Genomic DNA, 25,287 nt, shown 5'->3' with positions numbered 1-25,287 from the left:
CCAAATCCTGCTATTTGATTGGTACATGTAATGAGTTTAACGCTGAACAATCGTTGTTGGCGAGTTTAACCAGGCTAAGCGGAGGGAATATGTTTGTTGCCGCGGGACAGTTTGCCGTTACCCCTGTGTGGGAAAAGAATGCTGAAACATGTGTGTCGCTGATGTCTCAGGCGGCAAAGAACGGCGTGTCGCTACTGGTTTTGCCTGAAGCGCTACTGGCGCGTGACGATCTTGACCCCGATCTGTCGGTTAAGTCGGCACAGTTACCTGAAGGGGCATTTCTGACCAGCCTGCTGTTTGAGAGCAGGCGTAACAGGATGACCACAATTTTGACAATCCATGTTCCCTCTACGCCGGGACGGGCGTTTAATATGCTGGTGGCGCTGCGCGGTGGCAAGATTGTTGCTCATTATGCCAAGCTGCACCTTTATGATGCATTTTCGGTTCAGGAGTCACGCTATGTTGATGCCGGAGAGACCATAGCCCCCTTGCTGGAGGTTGAAGGCCTGAAGATTGGGTTAATGACCTGCTACGATTTGCGTTTCCCTGAGCTGGCGCTGGCTCAGGCATTGCAGGGGGCGGAAATACTGGTGCTTCCCGCGGCCTGGGTACGTGGCGCGCTGAAAGAGCATCACTGGTCAACGCTGGTGGCGGCGCGTGCGCTGGATACTACCTGCTACGTTATTGCTGCGGGGGAGTGCGGCAATAAAAATATTGGTCAGAGCCGTATTGTTGATCCGCTTGGCGTAACGATAGCCGCTGCGGCGGAAACACCGGCGTTGATTATGGCAGAGATTTCCGCTGAACGTGTGAGGCAGGTTCGCGCCCAGCTTCCCGTTTTGCGTAACCGTCGGTTTGCGCCACCACAATTATTATGACGCCTTTTTAAACAATGCTTGATTCACCTTGTTACAGATTGCTATTGTGTGCGCGCGTCGAATGACCGTTAATATTCTCAGGTTAATACGGCGCATTATGCAGCCTGTTTTAAGTCAAGAAGGTATCTATGGGTGAGATTAGTATTACCAAATTGCTGGTGGTTGCCGCACTGGTCGTTCTGTTGTTTGGTACCAGGAAGTTACGTACGCTGGGCGGAGACTTGGGAACAGCGATTAAGGGTTTCAAGAAAGCGATGAATGATGAAGACGGCACTGCCAAAAAAGACGCAGAGGCTGATGTTCAGGCTCAGAAACTCTCTCACAAAGAGTAATACCGGAAGCATAATGCTCATCCGTCTACTCTGAAAGAGAAAAAACCCGCGATTAAGCGGGTTTTTTTACAGAGAAAGTGTAAGTATTCATTACGTGATTACTTCACTTCCATGCCCTTTGCCTGCAGGTCTGCGTGATAAGATGAGCGGACAAAAGGACCACAGGCTGCGTGGGTGAATCCCATCGCCATAGCTTCAGCTTTCATCTCATCAAACTCATCCGGACTCACGTAACGCTGTACCGGTAAATGGTGACGACTTGGCTGTAAATACTGCCCCAGCGTCAGCATGGTCACGCCGTGGCGACGCAGATCGCGCATTACCTCAATGATTTCGGCATTGGTTTCGCCCAGACCCACCATCAGACCCGATTTGGTTGGGATCTCCGGATGCGCTTCTTTAAACCGCTCCAGCAGCTTCAGCGACCAGTTGTAGTCAGCTCCCGGACGCACCTGGCGATAAATACGTGGCACATTCTCAAGGTTATGGTTAAACACGTCTGGCGGCGTTTCGGTGAGGATCTCCAGCGCGCGATCCATACGACCACGGAAGTCAGGCACCAGTGTTTCGATCTTAATTGACGGACTTTTCTCACGAATGGCCGTAATGCAATCTGCAAAGTGCTGAGCGCCGCCGTCGCGCAGATCGTCACGGTCTACGGAGGTAATGACCACATAGCGTAACGCCATGTCGGCAATGGTCTGCGCCAGCTTCACGGGTTCGTTGGCATCCGGTGCAACCGGGCGACCATGGGCGACATCGCAGAACGGACAACGGCGGGTGCAGATCGCACCGAGGATCATAAAGGTCGCGGTTCCGTGATTGAAACATTCAGCCAGGTTCGGACAGGAAGCTTCCTCGCACACAGAATGCAGGCCATTTTTGCGCATTGCGGCTTTGATGCCCTGGATACGAGTGGAGTCCGCTGGAAGCTTTATTTTCATCCATTCCGGCTTACGGAGCAGGGCTTCACGCTCTGTTGCCACGTTTTTAACCGGGATAAGGGCCATCTTATCGGCATCGCGGTATTTAACACCGCGTTCCATCACAATGGGTTTACTCATAGCGTGCGTGTTCCAGTTGCGAATAACGAAGGAAAGCGTTTCAATTCAAGGAAATGTTGTATTTATCAACTATTTTTGAATTCACTACAGGCAGTATATCATTGAAACGAGCCATAGAGCAGCCTGAGCGGTCGGCAAAATGTAAAATAGTTGTTGTTTTGTGCCATTTGCCCAACATGTAGTGGTGCTTTGTCGCAACATTTCTTTTTCAGAACGCCTCTCGTATCGCGTTAATGACATTGTCCAGTACCGGATCGCGCAGGCTCAGCTTGTTAAAGTGGAGTGAGAATTCAACATGTTCACTGTTGATTGGCCCATGAGGAAGGCTCTGCAATGGCCAGCAGTTTCTGAAAAGCTCTAAAAAACGGCCCGGCATAATACCCAGTAGATCGCTGCTGGCAATAAGCGCTGCAATCGTGAAGATGTTGTAGCTGCTAAAGCTGATTTGCCGATCCGGAAACATTTCCTGAATACGCTGGCGTAGCAGGATGAAATGTTGTCCCTCAATCAGCAGTAACGTGTGATCGAGACCTTTTAATTTATCATCGTCAAGTGGAACGGAAAGGGACGGATGATCCTGACGGTAAACCAGTTCAAGATTATCAACAAAAAGCACGTAGCTCTGCAGCGCCCGGTTGGTGTAAACGCTGTTATCAATGATCAGGTCCGTCTGAAACTGGCTGAGCTGAATTTCGGCATCACTCACCGGAATATTCCGCAGCAGAAGTTGCGGATAGCGAGCTTTGATCGCCTGATAAATAGTGGGCATCACCAGTGCGCCCACCGAAGGTGTGGTACCGATAGTGATCGTGCGTTGTTTATCGTAGCTCCCTGTCAGATCCAGGGCACCAAGGATAGATTCCAGCCCCTGGCTGATATACTCGTGCAGATGGGTCGCATAGGTCGTTGGCGTAACGCCCTGGCCTTTCCTGATAAACAAAGGGTCGGGAAATATGGTGCGCAATTTCTGGATAGACTGACTAATAGCCGATGGCGTCAGATTAAGAATTTTCGCTGCATTAACGATGCCTTTATGTACATATACCGCTTCAAAAATAGTCAGCAGGTTAAGATCTATATTTCTCAGCGTTCTGAAAATTTGCGGTTTGTCTTCTGGCCGTTGCTCGGTAAAACGCGTTTCCGGCTGGTTATTATCACTCACACTTGTGCTCCATATTTATTCATATAATGAATAATAGTAGATAATTCACTTAAAGCATGCATTGAATTGCTTGAGGCGCCATTTGCCAGGATTTTTCCCACGATTTCAACAGGTAATTGATTAAATGTTCTAAAGTATTCTGCACGGCAATATTTCTCGCCATATTACACGGCAAGGTTGTATCGTTAATGGCTTCAGCCATAGTGTAGTGAAAATATAGAAACCTGGTGAAGATGTAAAGCATTCAAGTGATATATGACAAATGACCCATGCAATTTGGGTCATTATATTTTATTGATTAAGCAGGGATATATTCAGAGGGTGGGTTGTTTAGCAGGGCTAACATATTCTTTAATAATATTGGACGAATATTATCGGTTGTGGCACCGCTGTCCCACTGCGATATTTTCGCCATTTCCATCCCGGCATAGCCGCAAGGATTAATGCGTAGAAACGGCGAGAGATCCATATTCACGTTTAATGCCAGCCCGTGAAATGAACAACCGCGACGAATACGTAATCCCAGAGAACAAATTTTCTTTTCGCCGACGTAGACGCCCGGTGCGTCAGCGCGAGGATGGGCCTCAATACCCCGTTCGGCGAGTGTATTAACGACGGTTTGTTCCAGCAGTGTGACCAGTTCCCGCACGCCCAGTTTGCGGCGTTTAAGATTGAGCAGGACATACATGACCTGCTGACCTGGACCATGATAGGTGACCTGACCGCCACGATCGCTCTGAATAACCGGAATATCACCGGTCATTAAAAGGTGCTCTGCTTTTCCTGCCTGGCCTTGTGTGAAAACAGGATAGTGCTCAACCAGCCAGATCTCATCGGCGGTATCTTCATCACGGGTATCGGTGAATTCATGCATGGCCTGGGAGACGGGCTCGTAGGGCTGAAGACCGAGCTGGCGGACAAGAATTTTATCCTGATACAAAACAGCATCTCCGTAGAGAATGTAAAAGAGGCGAAAAGTATATCACAGTGGGGAAAGGAGGGGGGTTACCCGGACGAGGCCGGGTAACCGACAGGTTTTTACAGAACCATGCGCACAATGTCGATATTGCCCAGTTCTTCGTACAGCGTTTCAACCTGCTCGATATGGGTTGCGTTGATGGTAATTGAAACCGAGTGGTAGTTGCCTTTGCTGCTTGGTTTTACCGTCGGAGTGTAGTCACCTGGCGCATGGCGCTGTACCACTTCAACCACCTGATCAACCAGCTCAGGCAACGCCTGTCCCATTACTTTGTAAGTAAAAGGAGTAGGGAATTCAAGCAGTTCGTTAAGTTTGGTTTTCATGTCAGCTCCGGCATTACATCAAAAAATAATAACTCCCACTACGTGTGGGAGTTATCAGGATAACGAGTATATGGGGATGGAAATCACACTTTCAAGTGTTTAATTTTTAACCAAACCAGTGATGGAACATTAACTTAATGTAATCAATGATTTTACCGAAGAAGTTACCTTCAGGAATTTCCTGTAGCACCACTAATGGGCGCTGCTCAATGGTTTTGCCATCCAGCTGGAAGTTGATGGTACCGACAACCTGATTTTTCTGAAGCGGGGCGTGCAGCTCAGTGGCATTAAGCACATAGCTGGCTTTCAGGTCTTTCATTCGGCCACGCGGGATTGTGAGGTAGACATCTTTATCCACCCCCAGCGAAGCGCGATCGGTATCACCGAACCACGCAGGCTCAGACGCAAACTCTTTACCAACTTTCAGTGGATTAACCGTTTCAAAGAAGCGGAAGCCCCAGGTCAGCAGCTTTTTGCTTTCCGTCTCGCGGCCTTTGTAAGTACGTCCACCCATCACGGCGGAGATCAGGCGCATTTGACCTTCGGTAGCGGAGGCGACGAGGTTATAGCCTGCTTTGTCAGTATGGCCTGTTTTGATGCCATCCACGTTAAGGCTGTTGTCCCACAACAGTCCGTTACGGTTTAACTGGCGAATGCCGTTAAAGGTGAACTCTTTTTCTTTGTAAATGGAGTATTCATTCGGTACGTCGCGAATCAACGCCTGACCAATCAGCGCCATGTCACGCGCGGAGCTGTACTGACCGTCGGCATCCAGGCCATGCACGGTCTGGAAGTGGGTATTTTTCAGCCCCAACGCGTTTACATAGCTGTTCATCAGCCCGACAAAAGCATCCTGGCTACCGGCGGCAAAATCGGCCATTGCCACGCAGGCATCGTTGCCAGATTGCAGGTTAATACCACGGATCAGCTGGGAAACCGGAACCTGCATACCTGGCTTGAGGAACATCAGCGACGAGCCCTTAAATACCGGATTGCCGGTAGCCCAGGCGTCGTTACCCACCGTGACCAGATCGGTTTCTTTAAACTTACCTGCCTTCATGGCCTGACCGATGACGTAGCTGGTCATCATTTTAGTCAGGCTGGCAGGATCGCGGCGCACGTCCGCGTTTTGTTCTGCCAGCACTTTGCCGGAGTTATAGTCGATCAGGATATAGGACTCCGCATCGATCTGCGGAACACCCGGGATCATGGTTTTGATATTCAGGTCATCGGCGTGCGCAGCGGAGATAAAGGCTGCACAAAGAGCCGTGGTGAGCGCCATGCGCTGCATGATACGAGCGGAAAAAGTGGTCTTCATGGTCTGAACTACGACGTCCGTGATGGAATTAAAAAAGTGCCCTACTATAGCAAACGCATTACCTGCAGGCATCTGACTTTCCGCATGACTTTGTTAATGTCATTTACAGAAGCTGACAATTACACTCGTCATAGTTCAGATTGCGGGGAGGGCTTTGTTAGCAGGCCTGACTCTGAGCCTTGCCCCTTCGGGGCCGCCTTCCCGCAACGCGAATTATTTAGCGTTGATATGATGCCTGTTTTACGTTATTGCGCGCCAGTAATGAAGGACTGTAACTGTGCTTCAGACTGCAAACGCTGCTGCAGCGCACTGGCTTCTGCTTTGCTGGCGAAAGGTCCGAGCTGAATACGCCAGATAGCACCGTTCTGCGTTACGCGTCCGGGAACGCCAAATTGCTGGCCTAAACGTTGCTGATACTGCTGTGCCCGCGTCCGATCGCTGACGGCGCCAACCTGCACCACGTAGTCCCCGCTGGCGGTCGTTGCGGCAGCAGGCGTCACTGCGGCGTTTGATGCTGTGGACGGAGCCGTTACGGGAGCCGTTGCGACAGTGGGTTGTGGTGCCGGGGTCGGCTCACTGCCTTCCAGTACGCCCGGAGCTAACGTTGTTGGGGCGCCGAGGAAGCCGCTGCTGTTAACTGGCGCACCTGCGCTATCCTCGCTCTTCAGCGTTGAATTGCTGATGGCACGGATATCTTCCTGTGGCTGCATGGGTTCTGCCGGGGAGGAAACGCTGCCCATTCCACCGCTTAAATCAGGACGTGCAGGCAGGGCATAAGTTTGCTTAGCAACGGTTGTACACGCCATTCCCGGACCGGACAGCGTACCATCCTGGGCAACGATAATCGGGTCAATGCGCACTTTGGTGTTGTTTGACGTATTCAGACGATCGGCCGCAGCACGCGAAAGCGAAATCACGCGATCGCTGCCATAGGGGCCACGATCGTTAATCCGCACCACGATCATTCGACCGTTGGCGAGGTTGGTTACCCGCACGTAGCTGGGGATCGGCAGCGTTGGATGCGCTGCGGTGAGCTGCATAGGGTCAAACGCCTCACCTGACGCCGTCAGATTGCTGCCCGGTTCGGCATCATAAATTGCCGCCAGACCGGCCTGACTGAAACGAGAGGGATCCTGGACAATTTTGTAACTCTTACCATCGCGCTGGTAATCCTGATTTGCCGTTGCGTTAAGAGGTTCGAAGCGTGGGTCCGCCCCGCTGATTTCAACGATCGGACCATTACACACCGCAGGCTGCGGTGCGACGGTCGTCCGTTGCTGACCATCATCATTTGAACACGCCGCGAGCATTCCTGCCGCGATGCAGATTCCGAGCCACTGCTTACGCATTGCGCACCCCTTACACGCTTTTCGACAACATTTTTCTGTGGGTGTGGATCGACATCACAATCCCGAACCCGGCCATCAGCACTATCAGTGCGGAGCCTCCGTAACTGACCAGCGGTAATGGAACGCCTACTACCGGCAGAATACCACTCACCATACCAATATTTACGAAGACATAAACGAATAATATCAACATTAAGCCACCGGCCATCACGCGGCCAAAGGTGGTTTGCGCCCGGGCGGCAATCCACAGACCGCGCATAATCAGCAGAATGTAGAGTGCGAGCAGGACAAGTATGCCTACCAGACCCAGTTCTTCAGCCAGTACGGCGAAGATAAAGTCGGTGTGGCGTTCGGGTAAAAACTCCAGCTGCGACTGGGTTCCGTGCAGCCAGCCTTTACCACTCAGGCCACCGGAGCCAATGGCAATTTTCGACTGAATGATGTGATAACCCGCTCCCAGCGGATCGGTTTCCGGATCGAGCAGCATCATGACGCGCTGACGCTGGTAATCGTGCATCAGGAAGAACCACAGTATCGGGATAAACGCCGCCACCAGCACCACAGCAACGCCGATAAGGCGCCAGCTCAAACCCGACAGGAACAGCACGAACAGGCCGGAGAGCGCCACCAGGATAGAGGTTCCGAGATCCGGCTGTGCGGCGACCAGCAGCGTAGGCATGAAAATCAGCACCAGGGCGATAGCGGTGTTCTTCAGTGACGGCGGGCAGACGTCACGGTTGATAAAGCGTGCGACCATCAGCGGCACCGCGATTTTGGCGATTTCAGAGGGCTGGAAACGCACGATGCCCAGATCGAGCCAGCGCTGCGCCCCTTTGGAGATGGCCCCGAAAGCATCAACCGCCACTAACAGGATAATACAAAAAATATAGAGGTAAGGCGCCCAGCCTTCGTATACGCGAGGCGGGATCTGCGCCATCACCACCATGAACACCAGACCCATGGCAATCTGACCGATTTTACGCTCCATCATGCCGATGTCCTGGCCGCTGGCGCTCCAGATAACCATTGAGCTGTAGACCAGAAGAGCCAGTAAGATAAGCAACATGGTGGGATCGATATGGATCTTATCCCAGAATGTTTTTTTGTTCGGATTATCCGTCATGTTTATTGGTCCTCCGCCGCTGCGACCGCAGGGTTTTCAGCTGGCAGACTGGTGTTGTTGTCGCCCAACATAATGTGGTCAAGGATCTGGCGCATCAGCGTACCGACTGCCGGGCCCGATCCACCATTTTCCAGAATCATCGCGACAGCAATCTGAGGATTGTTATACGGTGCGAATGCTGTCATCAGCTTATGGTCACGCAGGCGTTCGGCAATTTTGTGTGCGTTGTAAGTCTCGTTGGCTTTCAGACCAAAGACCTGTGCAGTACCGGATTTCGCGGCGATTTTGTAGGGTGCGCTGGCAAAATATTTATGCGCAGTACCGTTAGCGCGATTTGCCACGCCGTACATGCCGTCTTTGGCCAGCTCCCAGTAACCGGAATGAATATCACCGACCGGAGGCTCGTGCGGCTGTACCCAGGGCACCTGCTTACCGTCTTCTGCGGTACTCATCAGCAGATGCGGCACTTTCACCACGCCGTCGTTAATCAGGGTCATCAGCGCCTTATTCATCTGAATTGGCGTTGCCGTCCAGTAACCCTGGCCAATCCCCACCGGAATGGTATCGCCCTGGTACCAGGGTTTTTTAAAGCGTTTCTGCTTCCACTCACGCGTTGGCATGTTACCTGAGCGCTCTTCTGCCAGGTCGATGCCGGTATAATGACCATAGCCGAATTTCTCCATCCACTCGGAGAGACGGTCGATCCCCATATCGTAGGCGACCTGGTAGAAGAAGGTATCCGCGGACTCTTCCAGTGATTTGGTGATGTTCAGATGGCCATGGCCCCATTTTTTCCAGTCACGGTAACGTTTTTCTGAACCAGGAAGCTGCCACCAGCCGGGGTCAAACAGACTGGTATTGCGGGTGATAACTCCGGCGCTCAAGGCCGAGACGGCAACGTAGGGTTTAACCGTCGATGCAGGCGGATAAATCCCCTGCGTTGCGCGGTTAACCAGCGGCGTATTCGGATCGTTGAGCAAGCCGGAATAATCTTTGCTGGAAATGCCATCGACGAACAGATTCGGGTCGTAGCTTGGCATGGAGACCAGCGCCAGCACGCCGCCGGTACGGGGATCGGTCACCACAACGGCGGCGCGACTGCCTGCCAGCAGCGTTTCAATATACTGCTGGAGTTTTAAATCCAGCGTAAGGTAGATGTCGTGTCCGGCCTGCGGCGGCACCTCTTTGAGCTGACGGATCACGCGACCGCGGTTGTTGACTTCAACCTCTTCATAACCGGTCTGCCCGTGCAGTACCTCTTCGTAATAGCGCTCGATCCCCAGCTTGCCGATATCATGGGTAGCGGCGTAGTTAACTAGCTTGCCATCTTTATCCAGGCGCTCGACGTCTTTATCGTTAATCTTCGATACGTAGCCAATGACGTGGGTCAGGGCAGAGCCATAGGGATAATAACGGCGTTTGTAGCCTTTGACTTCCACACCCGGAAAACGGTACTGGTTTACGGCAAAGCGCGCCACCTGTACTTCAGTCAGGTTGGTTTTGACAGGAATGGAGGTAAAGCGGTGAGAACGGGCGCGCTCTTTTTTGAATCCGGCAATATCGTCGTCGGTCAAATCCACCACGCTACGCAATGCATCCAGCGTTTGCTGAACGTTATCCACCTTCTCCGGCATCATTTCAATCTGGTAGATGGTACGGTTCAGGGCGAGAGGGATCCCGTTACGGTCATAGATAATTCCGCGGCTGGGTGCAATAGGCACCAGCTTGATGCGGTTTTCGTTTGAGCGGGTCTGGTAATCGGTAAAACGGACGATCTGCAGATTATACAGGTTGGCAATTAGCACGCCGGTCAGCAGTAAAATACCCAAAAAAGCAACCAGCGCCCGGCGCACAAACAGCGCAGACTCAGCCGTATAGTCGCGAAAAGAATTCTGTCGTTTCATCCGCTGCTTAATCTATTCAAGACTCAATGATCACTCACGGTGATAAGGGTGATTGGTGGTTATGCTCCACGCCCGGTATAAACTCTCTGCGACCAGCACCCGAACCAGCGGGTGGGGGAGGGTCAGCGCTGAGAGGGACCAGCTTTGTTCCGCTGCCGCTTTGCAGGCCGGGGATAACCCTTCCGGTCCGCCAATCAACAGGCTGACGTCACGACCGTCCAGTTTCCAGCGCTCCAGTTCGCTCGCCAGCTGCGGTGTATCCCAGGGTTTGCCCGGAATATCAAGGGTGACAATGCGGTTTTTGCCTGCGGCAGCCAGCATCTGTTCACCCTCTTTGTCGAGAATGCGTTTAATGTCCGCGTTCTTGCCGCGCTTGCCCGCAGGAATTTCAATCAGCTCAAAGGGCATATCTTTGGGAAAACGCCGCAGGTACTCCGTAAAACCGGTCTGCACCCAGTCGGGCATTTTCGTTCCTACGGCGACAAGTTGCAGCTTCACGCATTAACTCCAGAGTTTTTCCAGTTCGTACAGGCGACGGCTCTCTTCCTGCATGACGTGGACAATCACATCACCCAGGTCAACAACGATCCAGTCTGCGACGTTCTCGCCTTCGACGCCAAGCGGCAACAGACCTGCTGCACGAGACTCCTGAACCACATGGTCAGCAATAGACATGACGTGTCGGCTGGAGGTTCCGGTACAAATAATCATACAGTCGGTGATACTGGATTTGCCCTGAACGTCTAAGGCAATGATGTCCTGACCTTTAAGGTCATCAATTTTGTCGATAACAAAATCCTGGAGTGCTTTACCCTGCAAGTTTTCCCCCTGGGTGCATGAACGAATCTAACGATAGATAAAAAGGCCTGCCAGTATACCTGAATCAGAGGCGATATCGGGACAAATGTCGTCGAACCGACTGTTGAAAGTGGGCTATCATCCCATCCCGCGCCACAGAATGCATCGCCATTTTTGTAAAACAATTTCTGCAATGCTCTGGATGGCAGGAAAAGTCTGGCTGCGGAGAATAACAGCCTGTCAGGGGGTGTCAATGGCCGGAGCCTCCCTGACGAAAAAAAACAGAAGTTTCACTGTCCTGGCTGCCAGATAGCCCGGCTGTTTAAGACCTTCAGCGTGGCAAAATCTTCACAAAAATCAATGGCGCTCCAGCAGCCTTGCTCAACGCGAAAATGCCACATGGCAGCGGCTGGCATGGAGAGCAATCGGGCGACCAGCAGACTCAACACGCCCTGATGACTCACCACCAGTAGATTCTGGTGCTGCCGGTAATCGGTAAGCTGCGTAACAAAGCGTTCGACGCGCTGCGAGAAGTCCTGAAATCCTTCACCGTTGGTGGGGACGGCGTTCTGCCAGTCGGCACACCAGGCGGCATAATTTTCGGCATCTTCCTGCGTCAGATCGCGATGGTGGCGCATTTCCCAGTCGCCAAAGAACATTTCGTTGAGCTCGGGTTTTATCTGCCAGGGCACGTCTCGCCCCTGTAGCACCAGCTTTGCGGTATGCCGGGCGCGTTCCAGCTCACTGCACAGTACCTGATCAAACGGAACGTTTTGTAACAGCGTACACAGCGTTTGCGCCTGTATAATTCCCCGCCCGGTGAGCGGCGTGGGGGCATGACCGCTATACAGCCCGGCAACGTTGGCCTCGGTTTCTCCATGACGAACTAACCAGAGTCGCATTTTTTTCCTCTTGAGACGTAATCGCGCAAAACATGATTCAGGCACTGATTGCGCAGGTTTTTTTTTATAAAATAACGGTTTTCTCTGGAGCGGCACATGTCTTTATTGAAAAGCGCGCACGGCGGCAATACGCGGGAAGCCGCTGCGTGGTTAGGTATTGCGCCTGAACAGCTGCTGGATTTTAGCGCGAATATTAACCCGCTGGGTATGCCCGCGTTGGTGAAACGCGCCATCATCGACAATCTGCAGCGTGCTGAGCATTATCCCGATGTCGATTACCACCACCTTCATCAGGCGCTGGCGCAGCATCATCAGATACCAGCGGCGTGGATCCTCGCCGGAAATGGAGAGACGGAAGCGATTTTTACTCTTGTTAAAGGGCTTAAGCCGCGTCACGCGATGGTGGTCACGCCTGGATTTGCAGAATACCGCCGGGCGCTACGGTGGGGAGAATGTGCGGTACATGAATTTGCGCTAAGTGAAGAAGACGACTGGCAGCTTACCGATGCCATCCTTGATGCCTTAACATCCGATCTGGACTGCCTGTTCCTGTGTACGCCGAATAACCCCACCGGCTTGCTTCCGGATCGCGATTTACTCCAGGCCATTGCGCAGCGGTGCAGGGTGCTCGAAATTGCCCTGATCCTCGATGAAGCGTTTCTTGATTTCATTCCTGCCGAGCCTGGGTTTATTCCCGTGCTCAAAGATAATCCGCATATTTGGGTTTTGCGCTCGCTCACCAAGTTTTACGCCATTCCGGGATTGCGTCTGGGCTATCTGGTCAACAGTGATGAACAGGCTGTGGCCAGAATGCGGGCACAGCAGATGCCCTGGTCGATTAACACATTTGCTGCCCTGGCGGGGGAGCTTGTTCTTGACGATGCCGCTTATCGGGAGGCAACCTTTCGTTGGCTGAAGGAAGAGGGGGGGCGTTTTTATCAACGGCTGAGCGAATTACCGGGGCTGAAAGTCTACCCCGGCCAGGCAAATTATCTCTTATTACGCAGCGATCGCGAGTTGCAGTGGGCGATGCTGGAGCGGCACATCCTGATTCGCAGTTGTGCTAATTACCCCGGGCTGGATGAGCGCTATTACCGGGTGGCGATACGTGGACAAGAGGAGAACAACCGCCTGTTGGCAGGATTATCCGGGGTGCTTAGCGGTACAACCCCTGCTGATTAATGTAATTCAATACCGCTTGCGGCATCAGGTCATCGCACGGTTCGCCGTTCTCTAGACGTTCGCGGACGATAGTGGCGGAGATATTGAACCACGGCGTTTCCGCCAGATAGATTTTGCCTGCCGGTAATGTGTGCAGATCGTCAGGTGTATGGGTCAGATGATGTTCAAGCCACTGTTGATACTGCGGCTGTGACATTTCGAGCGGATATCCCGGGCGTCGGCAGACAATCAGATGCGTATTGTCGAGAATGGTTTCGTAGTCATGCCAGGTTGGGAAGGTGAGCAGCGAGTCCTGGCCGATGATAAACGCCAGCGGCACGTCCGGGCCTTGTTCTTCACGCCACTCTTTCAGCGTCTGAGCGGTATAGGAAGGCATATCGCGTTGCAGCTCGCGTTCATCCAGGACAAACAGCGGCTTATCGGCAATCGCCAGTTCAAGCATATATTTCCGCTGCGCGCTGGTGGCTTCTGGCTGCGGGCGATGCGGAGGCACGTTATTGGGCATGACAATTACCCGTGAAAGGCCAATCAGGTTCGCCAGCGTTTCAACCGGTTTGAGATGACCATAATGCACCGGATCAAAGGTGCCACCAAACAAAGCTTGCAAAGATTTCATATCAGCCATCAATAAATACGTCCGCCAGCGTCTTATGGCAGAGCAGGAGTGAAAGCCCTTCTAGCTCGGCCCAGACGGACTGACCATAATCCTGTTTAAGCGTAATTTCTGTTCGCGTCAGCAGCTGCACAGACTGGCGTAACTGCGCCTGACTGAGGCGGTTCAGCGCGTCGCCGATCATGCCCCGACGATTCTGCCAGACCCGGTGCTTATCAAACAGCGTCCGCAGCGGCGTATGGACAGACTGGCGCTTCAGATTCACCAGCAGCAGCAGTTCGCGCTGTAACGTCCGTAGAAGGATCACCGGTTCGCTGCCTTCCAGCCGCAGCTGCTGCAGGATATGCAGTGCACGCTTACTTTTACCCATCAGCAACGCGTCGACCCAGTGGAAAGGGGTAAAGTGCGCGGCATCGTTGACGGCCCGCTCTACGCGAGGCAGCGTCAATTTACCGTCCGGCCACAGCAGAGATAAGCGTTCCAGCGCCTGCGCCAACGCCAGCAGGTTGCCCTCATAGCAGTAACACAGGAGTTGATTCGCCGCATCGTCCAGCCGCAAATTGTTCTGCTTTGCCCGGGTTGCGACCCAGCGCGGGAGCTGCGCCTGTTCAGGCGTCTGACAGCTTATCTGTACGCTGCGATCGGCAAGTTGGGTATACCATGCGGCGTTTTCCTGCGCTTTGCTGAGTTTGTTACCACGCACCATCAGCAGCAGATCGTCATGTAGCAGGCTGACCAGCGTTGCGAGCTGTTCGTTTATTGCCGCATTGGGGCCATTTTCAGGCAGCAGCAGCAGCAGTGTCTGACGGCTGGCGAACAGGCTCATCGCCTGACACAACGAGAAAAGGGAATTCCAGTCGGTGCTGGTATCGATAGTAAAAGAGTGGTGTTCTTCGAATCCTTGCCCTGCTGCAACCTGACGGATTGCGTCCTGGCTTTCCTGCAACAAGAGCGGATCGTTGCCCAATAATAAATACGCCGCGCGCAACCCCTCATTGAGCTGCGCGCGGAGTTGTTCAGGGTACAACCGAATCATCAGTTACCCAGAGTCGTGGAAACGCGAGTCGAAGACGAGTCTGACGCTGCCGCTGAGTTATCCGCGGCGGCCTCTTCCCGGGTTGACTGTATATCTGCGGCACGAATGCTTGGCAGCTTACGAATCAGCTGTTCTGCGGCCCGGTCGTACATCTCTTTGATAATCATATCCTGCTCGTTATCTTTCGCCAGCGCCATCTGCGGGTTATCGAAGAAAGAGCGGAACACTTTAACGTTGATAGGATAAATGTCATGACCCGGAATCAACACCGAAGCACTGACTGTCATCACCATCTGATACTCGGCCGTCTGACCGTTCTGGAATACGGACGCGGTATCTTTCGTGAGGGTGGTGCGACCAAGGCGCAGAGACGGAACGTCCTGACGCATTGACCCTTTTTCAAGCAGAGTGACATCATTCAGACGTAGCTGATTACGTACCGCCCGACTTAACGGACCGTTCGGATCCCCGGAATCAAGAATCATGGTTTTCATAGTGGCTGGCACCTGCGTGGTATTACGCAGATGCCAGCCACACCCGGCGGTGGTTAACACCGCCAGAGATAACAACAATGTTGCCAGATATCGCACGCTTCCTCCCGCGCTTAGCCAACGACCAGATTGAGCAGTTTACCCGGAACGTAAATCACTTTACGTACGGTAACGCCATCAAGATATTTTGCAACCAGATGCTCCTGGCCTGCACGTTCACGAACCTGCTCTTCAGTCGCGTCCACCGGAACGGTGATTTTGCCACGTACTTTCCCGTTAACCTGAACGACAACCAGCGTAGAGTCTTCAACCATAGCGCTTTCATCAGCCACCGGCCACGGTGCGTTATCAATATCGCCTTCGCCTTTCAGCGCCTGCCACAGGGTAAAGCTGACGTGCGGCGTGAACGGGTTGAGCATACGCACAACCGCCAGCAGCGCTTCCTGCATCAGAGCGCGGTCCTGCTCATTTTCCTGCGGCGCTTTCGCCAGCTTGTTCATCAGTTCCATAATTGCCGCAATCGCGGTGTTAAAGGTCTGACGACGACCGATATCATCGGTGACTTTAGCAATCGTTTTGTGCACGTCGCGACGCAGCGCTTTTTGATCTTCGCTTAACGCTTCAACGTTCAGCGCGGCAACCTCACCTTTGCTGATGTGTTCATAGACCAGTTTCCAGACACGTTTCAGGAAGCGGTTAGCCCCTTCCACGCCGGATTCCTGCCATTCCAGCGTCATGTCAGCCGGAGAGGCGAACATCATGAACAGGCGCACGGTATCCGCGCCGTAGCGCTCAACCATCACCTGCGGATCGATGCCGTTGTTTTTCGATTTGGACATCTTGCTCATGCCGGTATACACCAGTTCATGGCCTGCCGCGTCTTTCGCCTTCACGATGCGGCCTTTCTCGTCGCGCTCGACGATAGCATCAACCGGAGAAACCCAGTTACGCTCGCCGTTTTCGCCCACATAGTAGAAGGCATCAGCCAGCACCATGCCCTGACACAGCAGCTGTTTCGCCGGTTCGTCAGAGTTCACCATGCCTGCGTCGCGCATCAGCTTATGGAAGAAGCGGAAGTAGAGCAGGTGCATGATGGCGTGTTCGATACCGCCAATGTAGATGTCAACCGGCAGCCAGTAGTTTGCCGCTTCGGAGTCCAGCATTCCTTCCTGGTACTGCGGGCAGGTGTAGCGCGCGTAGTACCAGGACGATTCCATAAAGGTATCAAAGGTATCGGTTTCGCGCAGGGCAGGCTGGCCGTTAACGGTGGTTTTCGCCCACTGCGGATCGGCTTTAATGGGGCTGGTGATCCCATCCATCACCACATCTTCCGGCAGGATCACCGGCAGTTGATCTTCCGGCGTCGGCAGTACGCTGCCGTCTTCCAGAGTGACCATTGGGATTGGCGCGCCCCAGTAACGCTGACGGGAAACGCCCCAGTCACGCAGACGGTAGTTCACTTTACGCTCGCCCACGCCTTTTGCTGCCAGCTTGTCGGCAATCGCGTTAAATGCTTCTTCGAATGCCAGACCGTCGAACTCACCAGAGTTAAACAGCACACCTTTTTCAGTCAGCGCCTGTTCGGACAGATCCGGTGCGGAACCGTCGGCAGCCAGAATAACCGGCTTGATGGTCAAACCGTATTTGGTGGCGAACTCGAAGTCGCGCTGATCGTGGCCCGGAACGGCCATTACTGCGCCGGTACCGTACTCCATCAGCACGAAGTTGGCGGCCCATACCGGGATCTCTTCGCCGGTCAGCGGATGAATTGCTTTAAAGCCGGTATCGACACCTTTTTTCTCCATGGTCGCCATATCGGCTTCGGCCACTTTGGTGTTACGGCATTCGTCGATAAAGGCGGCAAGCTCCGGGTTGTTCGCGGCAGCTTTCTGCGCCAGTGGATGGCCCGCGGCAACCGCCAGGTAAGTTGCGCCCATAAAGGTGTCAGGGCGGGTGGTGTAAACGGTCAGCGTGTTGTCGTAACCGTTCACATCGAAAGTGATTTCCACACCTTCTGAACGGCCGATCCAGTTGCGCTGCATCGTTTTTACGGTGTCTGGCCAGTGATCCAGCTTATCCAGATCGTTGAGCAGTTCGTCGGCATAGTCGGTGATCTTAATGAACCACTGCGGGATCTCTTTACGCTCGACTTTGGTGTCGCAGCGCCAGCAGCAGCCGTCAATAACCTGTTCGTTCGCCAGTACGGTCTGGTCGTTCGGGCACCAGTTCACCGCAGAGGTTTTCTTATACACCAGCCCTTTTTTATACAGCTCGGTGAAGAATTTTTGTTCCCAGCGGTAATATTCCGGGGTGCAGGTCGCCAGCTCACGGCTCCAGTCATAGCCGAAGCCCAGCATTTTGAGCTGGTTTTTCATGTAAGCGATGTTGTCGTACGTCCACGGCGCGGGGGCGGTATTGTTTTTGACCGCTGCACCTTCCGCCGGCAGACCGAATGCATCCCAGCCGATTGGCTGTAATACGTTTTTGCCCAGCATGCGCTGATAGCGGGCAATCACGTCGCCGATGGTGTAGTTACGGACGTGGCCCATGTGTAGTCGACCAGAAGGATAGGGAAGCATAGACAGGCAGTAATACTTCTCTTTGCTCTCGTCTTCGGTTACTTCAAATGTGCGCTTCTCATCCCAGTGAAGCTGTACTTTGGATTCTATCTCTTCCGGGCGGTATTGCTCTTGCATGGCAGCCAGTGGTCCTGTTTTCAGTACTGCTACAAATGTAGCTTTCGGGGTGGTGTTTCAGATCCGCATAGCATAGCCCAAACGCCCGCGTCAAAACAGCCTTTCGCGCATTCAGCGGCTAAATCCCATGCCAACAATCCTTGCATTAATTTACACACTCTGTGGGCAGTCTTGCAAAGCGGGGTGCAAATAACGTCTATTATTATAGACAGTTAACGACCCAGGAGGCGAAGTGATGAACAAGGTTGCTCAATATTACCGTGAACTGGTTGCGTCTTTAAGCGAGCGTCTGCGCAATGGCGAACGCGATATTGATGCGCTGGTGGAACAGGCACGTCAGCGTGTTTTGCAGGCCGGGGAGTTAACGCGAACCGAGGTGGACGAACTGACGCGGGCCGTCAGACGCGACCTGGAAGAGTTCGCCATGAGCTATGAGGAGAGTCTTGAAGAAGAGAGCGACAGCGTCTTTATGCGGGTGATTAAAGAGAGTCTGTGGCAGGAGCTGGCGGACATCACTGATAAAACGCAGCTTGAGTGGCGGGAAGTTTTTCAGGATCTCAGCCACCACGGGGTCTATCACAGCGGGGAAGTTGTCGGCCTGGGCAACCTGGTATGTGAGAAGTGTCATTATCATCTGGCGGTCTACACGCCGGATGTGCTGCCGCTGTGCCCGAAATGTGGTCACGATCAGTTTCAGCGTCGGCCGTTTGAGCCTTGATTATTGCGCGCGCCGAAGGTCATTGACAGGCCGGATAAGGCGCTTGCGCCACCATCCGGCATGTCGCCTGATGACGATGCTGGCGCCTTATCCGGCCTGACGTCATCCTTCGGCAACGTATTACGCGTAATACTTCAGACGCTCCGCCAGCAGATCGACAAACCCTTCACGATCCACATCCACCATCACGGTGGCGTTCGGCTTGTTGCCGGTCAGGGAATAGTAATCCACGACCGTCATCCCCTGGGTATATTTTCCTTGCGTCTCAACGCCGACCCAGCGTTCTACCGTCGTGAACAGTTCGGGTTTCAGCAGCCAGGCGATAGTACATGGATCGTGTAATGGTGCTCCGGTGAAGCCCCATTTTTCGTCTTTGTGGTATTCAAAGAAGAAATCCAGCAGTTCGGCGACGATGGTCGAAATCGGGTTACCTGTTGCGCGCAGGCGCTCGGTATCTTCAATGTGAATCTGCGCTTTGTGCGTCACATCCAGGCCAGCCATTACGACCGGAATCCCTGACTGGAAGACGATTTCCGCCGCTTCAGGATCGACATAAATATTGAATTCTGCTGCTGGCGTCCAGTTCCCCAGAGCCATCGCGCCGCCCATAATCACAATGCGGGCGATGTTGTTGTGCAGTTCCGGATGACTGTTCAGTAACAAAGCAACATTGGTTTGCGGGCCGGTGGAGACAATGGTGACCGGCTCCGGGCTCTCACGCAGGGTCTTTGCCATCAGCTCAACGGCAGTACAGGCTTGCGGAGCAAAGGACGGCTCTGGCAGCGCCGGGCCGTCCAGCCCGCTCTCGCCGTGGACATTGTCGGCAATGATAAGCTTGCGCATCAGCGGTTTTACTGCTCCACCGGCGACAGGAATATCCGGTCGGTTCAGCAGCGTCAACATGCGTAGCACGTTACGCAGCGTTTTGTCGGGCGTCTGGTTACCAGCGGAAGAGGTGATGGCTTTTACATCAAGTTCAGGGGAGGCGAGGGCGAGAACAAGTGCGATAGCGTCGTCATGACCTGGATCGCAATCAAACAGAATCGGCAGTGTCATTGTTGCTCCTTGTGAGTACTGATTTGTGGCAAGGGTAACGCCGACCTGAAAATGATTCGATAAATGAAACAAGAAAGCGTGATACGGCGCGCACTCTGAAGTGCGCGCCGGAAAGATTAATGCAGGATTTTAGCCAGGAAGTCTTTGGCGCGATCGGATTTCGGATTGGCGAAGAACTCTTCTTTCGGCGAATCTTCGACAATTTTCCCTTCATCCATAAAGATCACCCGGTTCGCCACTTTACGCGCAAAGCCCATCTCGTGGGTCACCACCATCATGGTCATTCCTTCATTGGCAAGCTCAACCATGACGTCCAGCACCTCGTTGATCATTTCCGGATCGAGGGCCGAAGTGGGTTCATCGAACAGCATGGCGATCGGATCCATACACAGCGCCCGAGCAATCGCCACACGCTGCTGCTGGCCACCGGAAAGCTGTGCCGGATATTTATTCGCGTGCGCGGCAAGACCCACGCGCTCCAGCAGTTTTTGCGCTTTCTCGCGAGCAGGGGCCTTATTGCGCTTAAGTACTTTCACCTGCGCCAGGGTCAGGTTTTCAATGATTGACAGGTGTGGGAACAGCTCAAAATGCTGAAACACCATCCCGACGCGAGAACGGAGCTTCGCCAGATCCGTTTTCTTGTCGTTCACCATGATGCCGTTAACGGTGATTTCCCCTTTTTGCACTGGCTCAAGACCATTGACGGTTTTTATCAGCGTCGATTTACCGGAACCGGAAGGGCCGCAAACCACCACCACTTCGCCTTTTTTGACTTCCGTGGAGCAGTCGGTCAGCACCTGAAAGTGACCATACCATTTAGAAACGTTTTTCAGGGTAATCATTAAACTGTCCTTTTCTTCAGATAACTGACCAACAACGACGCGCTCAGGCTGATAACAAAGTAGACGGCACCGGCAAACAGGATCATTTCGACCTGCGTACCGTCACGCTCACCAATCGTGGAGGCGGTACGGAAGAAGTCCGCCAGGCTTAATACATACACCAGAGAGGTATCCTGGAACAGCACTATGCCCTGAGTCAGCAGCAGCGGCACCATCGCGCGAAACGCCTGCGGCAGAATGATCAGCTTCATTGACTGCCAGTGCGTCATCCCCAGCGCCAGCGCGGCGCTGGACTGCCCGCGGGAGATACTCTGGATACCCGCGCGGATAATCTCTGAGTAATACGCCGCTTCAAACATGGAAAACGCCACCATCGCGGAGATCAGACGAATATCCGTTTTTGGCGACAGCCCCAGCACGTTTTGCAGGAAGCCGGGCACAATCAGGTAGAACCACAGCAGCACCATCACCAATGGGATGGAGCGGAATACGTTGACGTAGGCTTTGGCAAACCAGGCGATCGGCGCAAAGCTTGAAAGCCGCATCACGGCCAGGATCGTCCCCCAGACAATACCAATGACCACCGCCGTGACGGTAATTTTCAGCGTAATAACCAGTCCTGCCAGCAGATACGGCATGGAAGGAACGATTGAACTCCAGTCGAATTCGTACATTATTTGCCTCCCAAATTGCCAGGCAGGCGGATTTTGCGTTCCACCAGACTCATCACCAGCATGATGAAGGCGTTAATTAATACGTAGGCCAGGGTGATGGCGGTAAACGATTCCCAGGCGTGCGCCGAGTAATCCAGCAGTTTTCCCGCCTGGGCAGCCATATCCACCAGACCGATAGTGGAGGCGATGGCCGAGTTCTTTACCAGGTTCATCATCTCCGAGGTCATCGGTGGCACAATCACCCGGTAAGCGTTAGGCAACAGCACATAGCGGTAAGCCTGCGGGAGCGTCAGCCCCATCGCCAGCGCCGCGTTCTTTTGTCCGCGAGGCAGTGACTGAATGGCGGCACGGACCTGCTCACAGACGCGGGCGGCGGTGAACAAGCCCAGGCAGAGCATTGATGAGAGGAAGAACTGAATGTTGGGATCGAGTTCAGCCTTGAACCACATACCGAGGTTTTCAGGCAGCAACTCCGGTATCACAAGGTACCAGGTAAAGAACTGCACGATCAGCGGAACGTTACGAAACAGCTCAACGTACAACGTGCCGATGCCAGAAAGGAAGCGGTTAGGTACGGTGCGCAGGATGCCGAATATCGAGCCGACCAGGAAGGCGATAATCCAGGCGGTGATGGATAAGGCGACGGTGACCTGGAAGCCGCTCCAGAGCCAGCCGAGATAGGTGGTGTTGCCGAACGGGGCTTGTTGTAAAAAAATCCCCCAGTTCCAGTCTATTGACATAAATCTACTCCAGAAAAAAAAGGGTAGCAGTGCTACCCCCGAAGATTGTTACCCCGCTTTTTGCGGTTTTCGGGCCTGATGGGGAACGACCATCAGGCTTATAGTCTGTCCGTGCCGGGTAACAATCGAGAGGGAGGGGAAGCCTCCCTGATTACACTTCACCCTTCAGGCTGTCTCGTCGTTGGCTGCCTTTACTCATCCCGGTCACTTACTCATGTAAGCTCCCGGGAATTCGCTCAGTTGCCGCCTTGATACAACCTGAAAGATTTTGTGTACTCTTCTAATTAATTAGTTAAGCGCTTTATCATTCGGTGCTTTGAACAGGGCCTTCATCTCCTCAGACAGTTCAAAATTCATGTTCAGGTTCTTCGGCGGGATTGGGTTTTTGAACCATTTATCGAACCATTTTTCTGCTTCGCCTGAGGTCTGGGCCTGGGCGATGGTGTCATCCATCAGTTTTTTGAACTCTGGATCGTCTTTGCGCATCATGCAGCCGTAAGCTTCCTGGGACTGCGGTTTGCCGACAATTTCCCAGTTATCCGGTTTCTTCGCTTTCGCGCGTTCGCCAGCCAGCAGGGCGTCATCCATCATAAAGGCAACGGCACGACCGCTTTCCAGCGTACGGAACGAGTCGCCGTGGTCTTTTGCGCTGATGATGCGCATGTCCATTTTCTGTTCGTCATTGAGCTTGTGCAGCAGCACTTCGGAGGTCGTACCGGAAGTTACCACCACCGCTTTCCCTTTCAGATCAGGGAAATCTTTAATATCGCCACCTTTTTTGGTCAGCAGGCGTGTACCGACGACAAAGATCGTATCGGAGAAGGCGGCCTGTTTTTGACGCTCAAGGTTATTGGTAGTCGAGCCACACTCAAAGTCGAAGGTACCGTTTTGCAGCAGGGGAATACGGTTCTGGGAGGTGACAGGAATCAGCTTTACCTGCAGATCCGGTTTGTTGAGTTTTTTCTTCACCGCTTCAACGATGGCGTTGGAGTAGTCCTGAGAATAACCCACCACTTTCTGCTGGTTGTCGTAATAGGAGAACGGTACAGAAGATTCACGGTGACCGACGACGATCACGCCATTTTTGGCGATCTTTGCCAGCGTACCGCCCGCGGCTGGGGCGGCGTCTTCTGCCTGTGCCAGACCGGCAGACAGTCCCATTACCAGCATTGCTGTGGTTAGCTTACGTAATTGCATATCCAACTCCTTCATCGTCTGCGTCATCGACGCATTGATATGTGTTATTGTGTTGTTATAACTTGTAACCTAAATGCTTGGTGTTATGCGTGATTGTTAGCATTTAGTTTGGCTAAATGTAAAGATTTTGCCGTGTTTTTGTTTATTTTTGCGAGGTGCGCCGCACCGTTTTAAGGCAAAAATCTCACGTTGCACTATCCTGGTGCCACTGGCGTTCATCTTTGGTGCGACCCGGTTGCACATTCAGCCAAAATTGCGTTTGCCTTGTATTACAAAGCAATAGGCGTGCCAGAATGGACGTCGGAGCGGGAGGAAGGATTGCAGACCCCAGCAGGATAAGCGTTCGCGTTATCCGGCTGGAGAAGGAAGGGTTATTTGCGGCGCTGACGCAGGCTCATCACCACGGCACCAAAACCAAACAGTACGGTGAGCAGCCACAGCGGCCAGTGACCAGTACGGGCATAAGGCGTTAACCCGGTGGCTGGCGTCACTTTAGTCGTCAATACTTCACGAGTGAACTGCGGGATCATCGCCTGGATCTCACCTTGCGGACCAATCACCGCCGTAATCCCATTGTTGGTGCTGCGCAGCAGCGGTCGTGCCAGTTCGAGCGAACGCATCCGCGCCATCTGGAAATGTTGCCACGGACCAATTGACTTCCCAAACCAGGCATCGTTAGAGATGGTCAGCAGGTAGTCGGTATCCGGACGGAAGTTATCCCGCACCTGCTCACCGAGAATAATCTCGTAGCAGATGGCGGCGGTCAGTTTGAGGCCGTGCGCCCGCAATTGAGGCTGTACGTAGGGACCACGACTGAATGAGGACATCGGCAAATCAAAGAACGGAGCCAGAGGACGCAGAATCGACTCCAGTGGTACAAACTCGCCAAACGGCACCAGATGGTTTTTGTTGTAGCGGTTGGCAGAATCATAGCTGTACGGATTGTCTTTCCCCAGCGTGATAATGGTGTTGTAAGTGTCGTAACGATTCTGTTTGTTCAGCCGCGCGTCAACGATACCGGTGATCAGCGAGCTGCCCTTAGCGTTAAGCTGGTCGTCCATCATGTCCAGAAAACGCTGCTGGTTGATTTCCAGATCCGGGATGGCGGACTCCGGCCAGATGATTAACTGCGATTTCCCCATCAGCGGCCGGGTGGCATCAAGGTAGATTTTCAGCGTATTGATAAGCTGGCTTTCATCCCATTTCAGCGACTGCGGAATGTCGCCCTGTACCAGCGAAACCTGAGTTGCCTTTTCGGGCTCCAGCGTAAACCACTGGATATAACGTAGTGGGAAGGGGAGAGCGAAAAGCACTATCGCGGCAGCCAGCGGACGCCAGTTGCGCGTCACCAGCGCCAGCGCCAGCAGGCCGCTAACCATCATCAGCAGGAAGTTAATGGCTTCCACACCCATTACCGGCGCCAGACCTTTCAGCGGACCGTCAATCTGGCTGTAACCAAACTGTAGCCATGGGAAGCCGGTCAGCACCCAGCCGCGCAGGAATTCAGTCATTTGCCAGACGACAGGGGCGGCAATCGCCATCCGCAGCCAGTGGGTTTTCGGCCACAGACGCGACAGAATGCCAGCAAACAGGCCGGTATACAGCGAGAGATAAGCCGCAAGCAGCACCACGAGGAAGACGTTTACCGGGCCAGGCATCCCGCCGAACTGCGCGATACTGACGTAGACCCAGTTGATGCCGGAACCGAAGAGTCCCAGCCCCCAGACATAGCCAATCGCGGCGGACTGGAGCGGGCGACGGTTTAAGGTTAACGCCTGCAGACCCATGAGCGAAATAATCGCGGCGGGCCAGATGTCGTATGGAGAGAAAGCCAGCGTGCCGCAGGCACCGAATAATAACGCCAGCAGCAGGCGAATGCGCTGGCGTTCAATTAATGAGGCAAATGCCAT

At 53.4% G+C, this 25,287-nt stretch carries 25 protein-coding genes; 4 read left to right on the top strand and 21 right to left on the bottom strand.

Annotation, left to right across the window (positions count from 1 at the left end):
- Positions 1-89: 89 nt before the first annotated feature.
- Complete coding sequence (locus C3432_RS09955) at positions 90-878, top strand: deaminated glutathione amidase (protein WP_103776441.1); 789 nt, start codon at positions 90-92, stop codon at positions 876-878.
- Between the two features lie 128 nt (positions 879-1,006).
- On the top strand, positions 1,007-1,210 hold the full coding sequence (gene tatE / locus C3432_RS09950) for a twin-arginine translocase subunit TatE (protein WP_103776440.1): 204 nt from the start codon (positions 1,007-1,009) through the stop codon (positions 1,208-1,210).
- 98 nt (positions 1,211-1,308) lie between these two features.
- Here tatE and lipA read toward each other — a convergent pair whose 3' ends face one another.
- The 11 genes from lipA to C3432_RS09885 all read right to left on the bottom strand — a co-directional run bounded on the left by lipA (position 1,309) and on the right by C3432_RS09885 (position 12,132).
- Entirely contained in the window at positions 1,309-2,274 is a 966-nt protein-coding gene (gene lipA, locus C3432_RS09945) for a lipoyl synthase (RefSeq protein ID WP_103776439.1), read from the bottom strand.
- 208 nt (positions 2,275-2,482) lie between these two features.
- Entirely contained in the window at positions 2,483-3,436 is a 954-nt protein-coding gene (locus tag C3432_RS09940; protein ID WP_103776438.1) for a YbeF family transcriptional regulator, read from the bottom strand.
- Positions 3,437-3,734: 298 nt separating this feature from the next.
- Positions 3,735-4,376 (bottom strand): lipoyl(octanoyl) transferase LipB, encoded by a 642-nt coding sequence (lipB, locus tag C3432_RS09935; RefSeq protein WP_103776437.1) that lies wholly within the window; start codon positions 4,374-4,376, stop codon positions 3,735-3,737.
- A gap of 98 nt (positions 4,377-4,474) precedes the next feature.
- The gene (ybeD, locus tag C3432_RS09930) at positions 4,475-4,738 is read right to left on the bottom strand and encodes a DUF493 family protein YbeD (protein WP_103776436.1); all 264 of its coding nucleotides are present in this window, start codon (positions 4,736-4,738) and stop codon (positions 4,475-4,477) included.
- 106 nt (positions 4,739-4,844) lie between these two features.
- A complete protein-coding gene (gene dacA, locus C3432_RS09925; RefSeq protein WP_103776435.1) occupies positions 4,845-6,056 on the bottom strand; it encodes a D-alanyl-D-alanine carboxypeptidase DacA in 1,212 nt (403 codons plus the stop codon).
- Between the two features lie 245 nt (positions 6,057-6,301).
- Positions 6,302-7,405 (bottom strand): endolytic peptidoglycan transglycosylase RlpA, encoded by a 1,104-nt coding sequence (rlpA, locus tag C3432_RS09915; RefSeq protein WP_103776433.1) that lies wholly within the window; start codon positions 7,403-7,405, stop codon positions 6,302-6,304.
- A 10-nt stretch (positions 7,406-7,415) separates the two neighbouring features.
- Positions 7,416-8,528: a peptidoglycan glycosyltransferase MrdB gene (mrdB, locus tag C3432_RS09910; protein WP_103776432.1), complete on the bottom strand. Its 1,113-nt coding sequence runs from the start codon at positions 8,526-8,528 to the stop codon at positions 7,416-7,418.
- Between the two features lie 2 nt (positions 8,529-8,530).
- Positions 8,531-10,432: a peptidoglycan DD-transpeptidase MrdA gene (gene mrdA / locus C3432_RS09905; RefSeq protein ID WP_103776431.1), complete on the bottom strand. Its 1,902-nt coding sequence runs from the start codon at positions 10,430-10,432 to the stop codon at positions 8,531-8,533.
- A 30-nt stretch (positions 10,433-10,462) separates the two neighbouring features.
- Entirely contained in the window at positions 10,463-10,930 is a 468-nt protein-coding gene (gene rlmH, locus C3432_RS09900) for a 23S rRNA (pseudouridine(1915)-N(3))-methyltransferase RlmH (RefSeq protein ID WP_103776430.1), read from the bottom strand.
- 3 nt (positions 10,931-10,933) lie between these two features.
- Entirely contained in the window at positions 10,934-11,251 is a 318-nt protein-coding gene (gene rsfS / locus C3432_RS09895; protein ID WP_045441037.1) for a ribosome silencing factor, read from the bottom strand.
- Positions 11,252-11,520: 269 nt separating this feature from the next.
- Complete coding sequence (locus tag C3432_RS09885; RefSeq protein WP_103776428.1) at positions 11,521-12,132, bottom strand: adenosylcobalamin/alpha-ribazole phosphatase; 612 nt, start codon at positions 12,130-12,132, stop codon at positions 11,521-11,523.
- Positions 12,133-12,228: 96 nt separating this feature from the next.
- Here C3432_RS09885 and cobD point away from each other — a divergent pair, with 96 nt between their 5' ends.
- Positions 12,229-13,314 carry a threonine-phosphate decarboxylase CobD gene (cobD, locus tag C3432_RS09880; protein WP_103776427.1) on the top strand — a complete coding sequence of 362 codons (1,086 nt, stop codon included), beginning with the start codon at positions 12,229-12,231 and terminating at the stop codon, positions 13,312-13,314.
- Here cobD and nadD read toward each other — a convergent pair.
- Genes nadD through leuS form a run of 4 tightly spaced genes read right to left on the bottom strand, consistent with a single transcriptional unit; the run spans position 13,289 to position 18,150 of the window.
- Entirely contained in the window at positions 13,289-13,930 is a 642-nt protein-coding gene (nadD, locus tag C3432_RS09875) for a nicotinate-nucleotide adenylyltransferase (protein ID WP_103776951.1), read from the bottom strand. The two genes, cobD and nadD, sit on opposite strands and share 26 nt — an antisense overlap.
- A 1-nt stretch (position 13,931) precedes the next feature.
- Positions 13,932-14,963, bottom strand: a complete 1,032-nt coding sequence (gene holA, locus C3432_RS09870) for a DNA polymerase III subunit delta (protein ID WP_103776426.1) — start codon at positions 14,961-14,963, stop codon at positions 13,932-13,934.
- On the bottom strand, positions 14,963-15,553 hold the full coding sequence (lptE, locus tag C3432_RS09865; RefSeq protein WP_103776425.1) for an LPS assembly lipoprotein LptE: 591 nt from the start codon (positions 15,551-15,553) through the stop codon (positions 14,963-14,965). The genes holA and lptE overlap by 1 nt, the downstream gene beginning before the upstream one ends.
- 14 nt (positions 15,554-15,567) lie before the next feature.
- Positions 15,568-18,150 (bottom strand): leucine--tRNA ligase, encoded by a 2,583-nt coding sequence (gene leuS, locus C3432_RS09860; RefSeq protein WP_103776424.1) that lies wholly within the window; start codon positions 18,148-18,150, stop codon positions 15,568-15,570.
- 235 nt (positions 18,151-18,385) lie between these two features.
- Between leuS and C3432_RS09855 the strand changes: the two genes are divergently transcribed.
- Positions 18,386-18,868 (top strand): zinc ribbon-containing protein, encoded by a 483-nt coding sequence (locus C3432_RS09855; protein WP_103776423.1) that lies wholly within the window; start codon positions 18,386-18,388, stop codon positions 18,866-18,868.
- 120 nt (positions 18,869-18,988) lie between these two features.
- Here the strand turns inward: C3432_RS09855 and rihA are convergent, their stop codons facing one another.
- From rihA to lnt, 6 genes are all read right to left on the bottom strand, one after another.
- Positions 18,989-19,924 carry a pyrimidine-specific ribonucleoside hydrolase RihA gene (rihA, locus tag C3432_RS09850; protein ID WP_103776422.1) on the bottom strand — a complete coding sequence of 312 codons (936 nt, stop codon included), beginning with the start codon at positions 19,922-19,924 and terminating at the stop codon, positions 18,989-18,991.
- 116 nt (positions 19,925-20,040) lie between these two features.
- The gene (gltL, locus tag C3432_RS09845; RefSeq protein WP_103776421.1) at positions 20,041-20,766 is read right to left on the bottom strand and encodes a glutamate/aspartate ABC transporter ATP-binding protein GltL; all 726 of its coding nucleotides are present in this window, start codon (positions 20,764-20,766) and stop codon (positions 20,041-20,043) included.
- Positions 20,766-21,440 carry a glutamate/aspartate ABC transporter permease GltK gene (gltK, locus tag C3432_RS09840; protein WP_103776420.1) on the bottom strand — a complete coding sequence of 225 codons (675 nt, stop codon included), beginning with the start codon at positions 21,438-21,440 and terminating at the stop codon, positions 20,766-20,768. The genes gltL and gltK overlap by 1 nt, the downstream gene beginning before the upstream one ends.
- Positions 21,440-22,180 (bottom strand): glutamate/aspartate ABC transporter permease GltJ, encoded by a 741-nt coding sequence (gltJ, locus tag C3432_RS09835; RefSeq protein ID WP_103776419.1) that lies wholly within the window; start codon positions 22,178-22,180, stop codon positions 21,440-21,442. The genes gltK and gltJ overlap by 1 nt, the downstream gene beginning before the upstream one ends.
- Positions 22,181-22,468: 288 nt before the next feature.
- Entirely contained in the window at positions 22,469-23,377 is a 909-nt protein-coding gene (locus tag C3432_RS09830) for an amino acid ABC transporter substrate-binding protein (RefSeq protein WP_181012894.1), read from the bottom strand.
- Between the two features lie 371 nt (positions 23,378-23,748).
- Positions 23,749-25,287, bottom strand: a complete 1,539-nt coding sequence (gene lnt, locus C3432_RS09825; RefSeq protein ID WP_103776417.1) for an apolipoprotein N-acyltransferase — start codon at positions 25,285-25,287, stop codon at positions 23,749-23,751.

The organism is Citrobacter amalonaticus (assembly GCF_002918555.1).
Lineage (GTDB): Bacteria > Pseudomonadota > Gammaproteobacteria > Enterobacterales > Enterobacteriaceae > Citrobacter_C > Citrobacter_C amalonaticus_A.
This window is presented reverse-complemented; position numbering and strand designations above follow the sequence as displayed.

Excerpts from the sequence above, each read along its gene's own strand:
- gltJ (WP_103776419.1), bottom strand. The coding sequence starts at position 22,180 with ATGTCAATAGACTGGAACTGGGGGATTTTTTTACAACAAGCCCCGTTC.
- C3432_RS09855 (WP_103776423.1), top strand. The coding sequence starts at position 18,386 with ATGAACAAGGTTGCTCAATATTACCGTGAACTGGTTGCGTCTTTAAGC.
- rihA (WP_103776422.1), bottom strand. The coding sequence starts at position 19,924 with ATGACACTGCCGATTCTGTTTGATTGCGATCCAGGTCATGACGACGCT.
- dacA (WP_103776435.1), bottom strand. The coding sequence starts at position 6,056 with ATGAAGACCACTTTTTCCGCTCGTATCATGCAGCGCATGGCGCTCACC.
- C3432_RS09885 (WP_103776428.1), bottom strand. The coding sequence starts at position 12,132 with ATGCGACTCTGGTTAGTTCGTCATGGAGAAACCGAGGCCAACGTTGCC.
- holA (WP_103776426.1), bottom strand. The coding sequence starts at position 14,963 with ATGATTCGGTTGTACCCTGAACAACTCCGCGCGCAGCTCAATGAGGGG.
- tatE (WP_103776440.1), top strand. The coding sequence starts at position 1,007 with ATGGGTGAGATTAGTATTACCAAATTGCTGGTGGTTGCCGCACTGGTC.
- mrdA (WP_103776431.1), bottom strand. The coding sequence starts at position 10,432 with ATGAAACGACAGAATTCTTTTCGCGACTATACGGCTGAGTCTGCGCTG.
- mrdB (WP_103776432.1), bottom strand. The coding sequence starts at position 8,528 with ATGACGGATAATCCGAACAAAAAAACATTCTGGGATAAGATCCATATC.
- rlpA (WP_103776433.1), bottom strand. The coding sequence starts at position 7,405 with ATGCGTAAGCAGTGGCTCGGAATCTGCATCGCGGCAGGAATGCTCGCG.
- leuS (WP_103776424.1), bottom strand. The coding sequence starts at position 18,150 with ATGCAAGAGCAATACCGCCCGGAAGAGATAGAATCCAAAGTACAGCTT.
- gltL (WP_103776421.1), bottom strand. The coding sequence starts at position 20,766 with ATGATTACCCTGAAAAACGTTTCTAAATGGTATGGTCACTTTCAGGTG.
- nadD (WP_103776951.1), bottom strand. The coding sequence starts at position 13,930 with ATGAAATCTTTGCAAGCTTTGTTTGGTGGCACCTTTGATCCGGTGCAT.
- lnt (WP_103776417.1), bottom strand. The coding sequence starts at position 25,287 with ATGGCATTTGCCTCATTAATTGAACGCCAGCGCATTCGCCTGCTGCTG.
- C3432_RS09830 (WP_181012894.1), bottom strand. The coding sequence starts at position 23,377 with ATGCAATTACGTAAGCTAACCACAGCAATGCTGGTAATGGGACTGTCT.
- cobD (WP_103776427.1), top strand. The coding sequence starts at position 12,229 with ATGTCTTTATTGAAAAGCGCGCACGGCGGCAATACGCGGGAAGCCGCT.
- lipA (WP_103776439.1), bottom strand. The coding sequence starts at position 2,274 with ATGAGTAAACCCATTGTGATGGAACGCGGTGTTAAATACCGCGATGCC.
- gltK (WP_103776420.1), bottom strand. The coding sequence starts at position 21,440 with ATGTACGAATTCGACTGGAGTTCAATCGTTCCTTCCATGCCGTATCTG.
- C3432_RS09955 (WP_103776441.1), top strand. The coding sequence starts at position 90 with ATGTTTGTTGCCGCGGGACAGTTTGCCGTTACCCCTGTGTGGGAAAAG.
- ybeD (WP_103776436.1), bottom strand. The coding sequence starts at position 4,738 with ATGAAAACCAAACTTAACGAACTGCTTGAATTCCCTACTCCTTTTACT.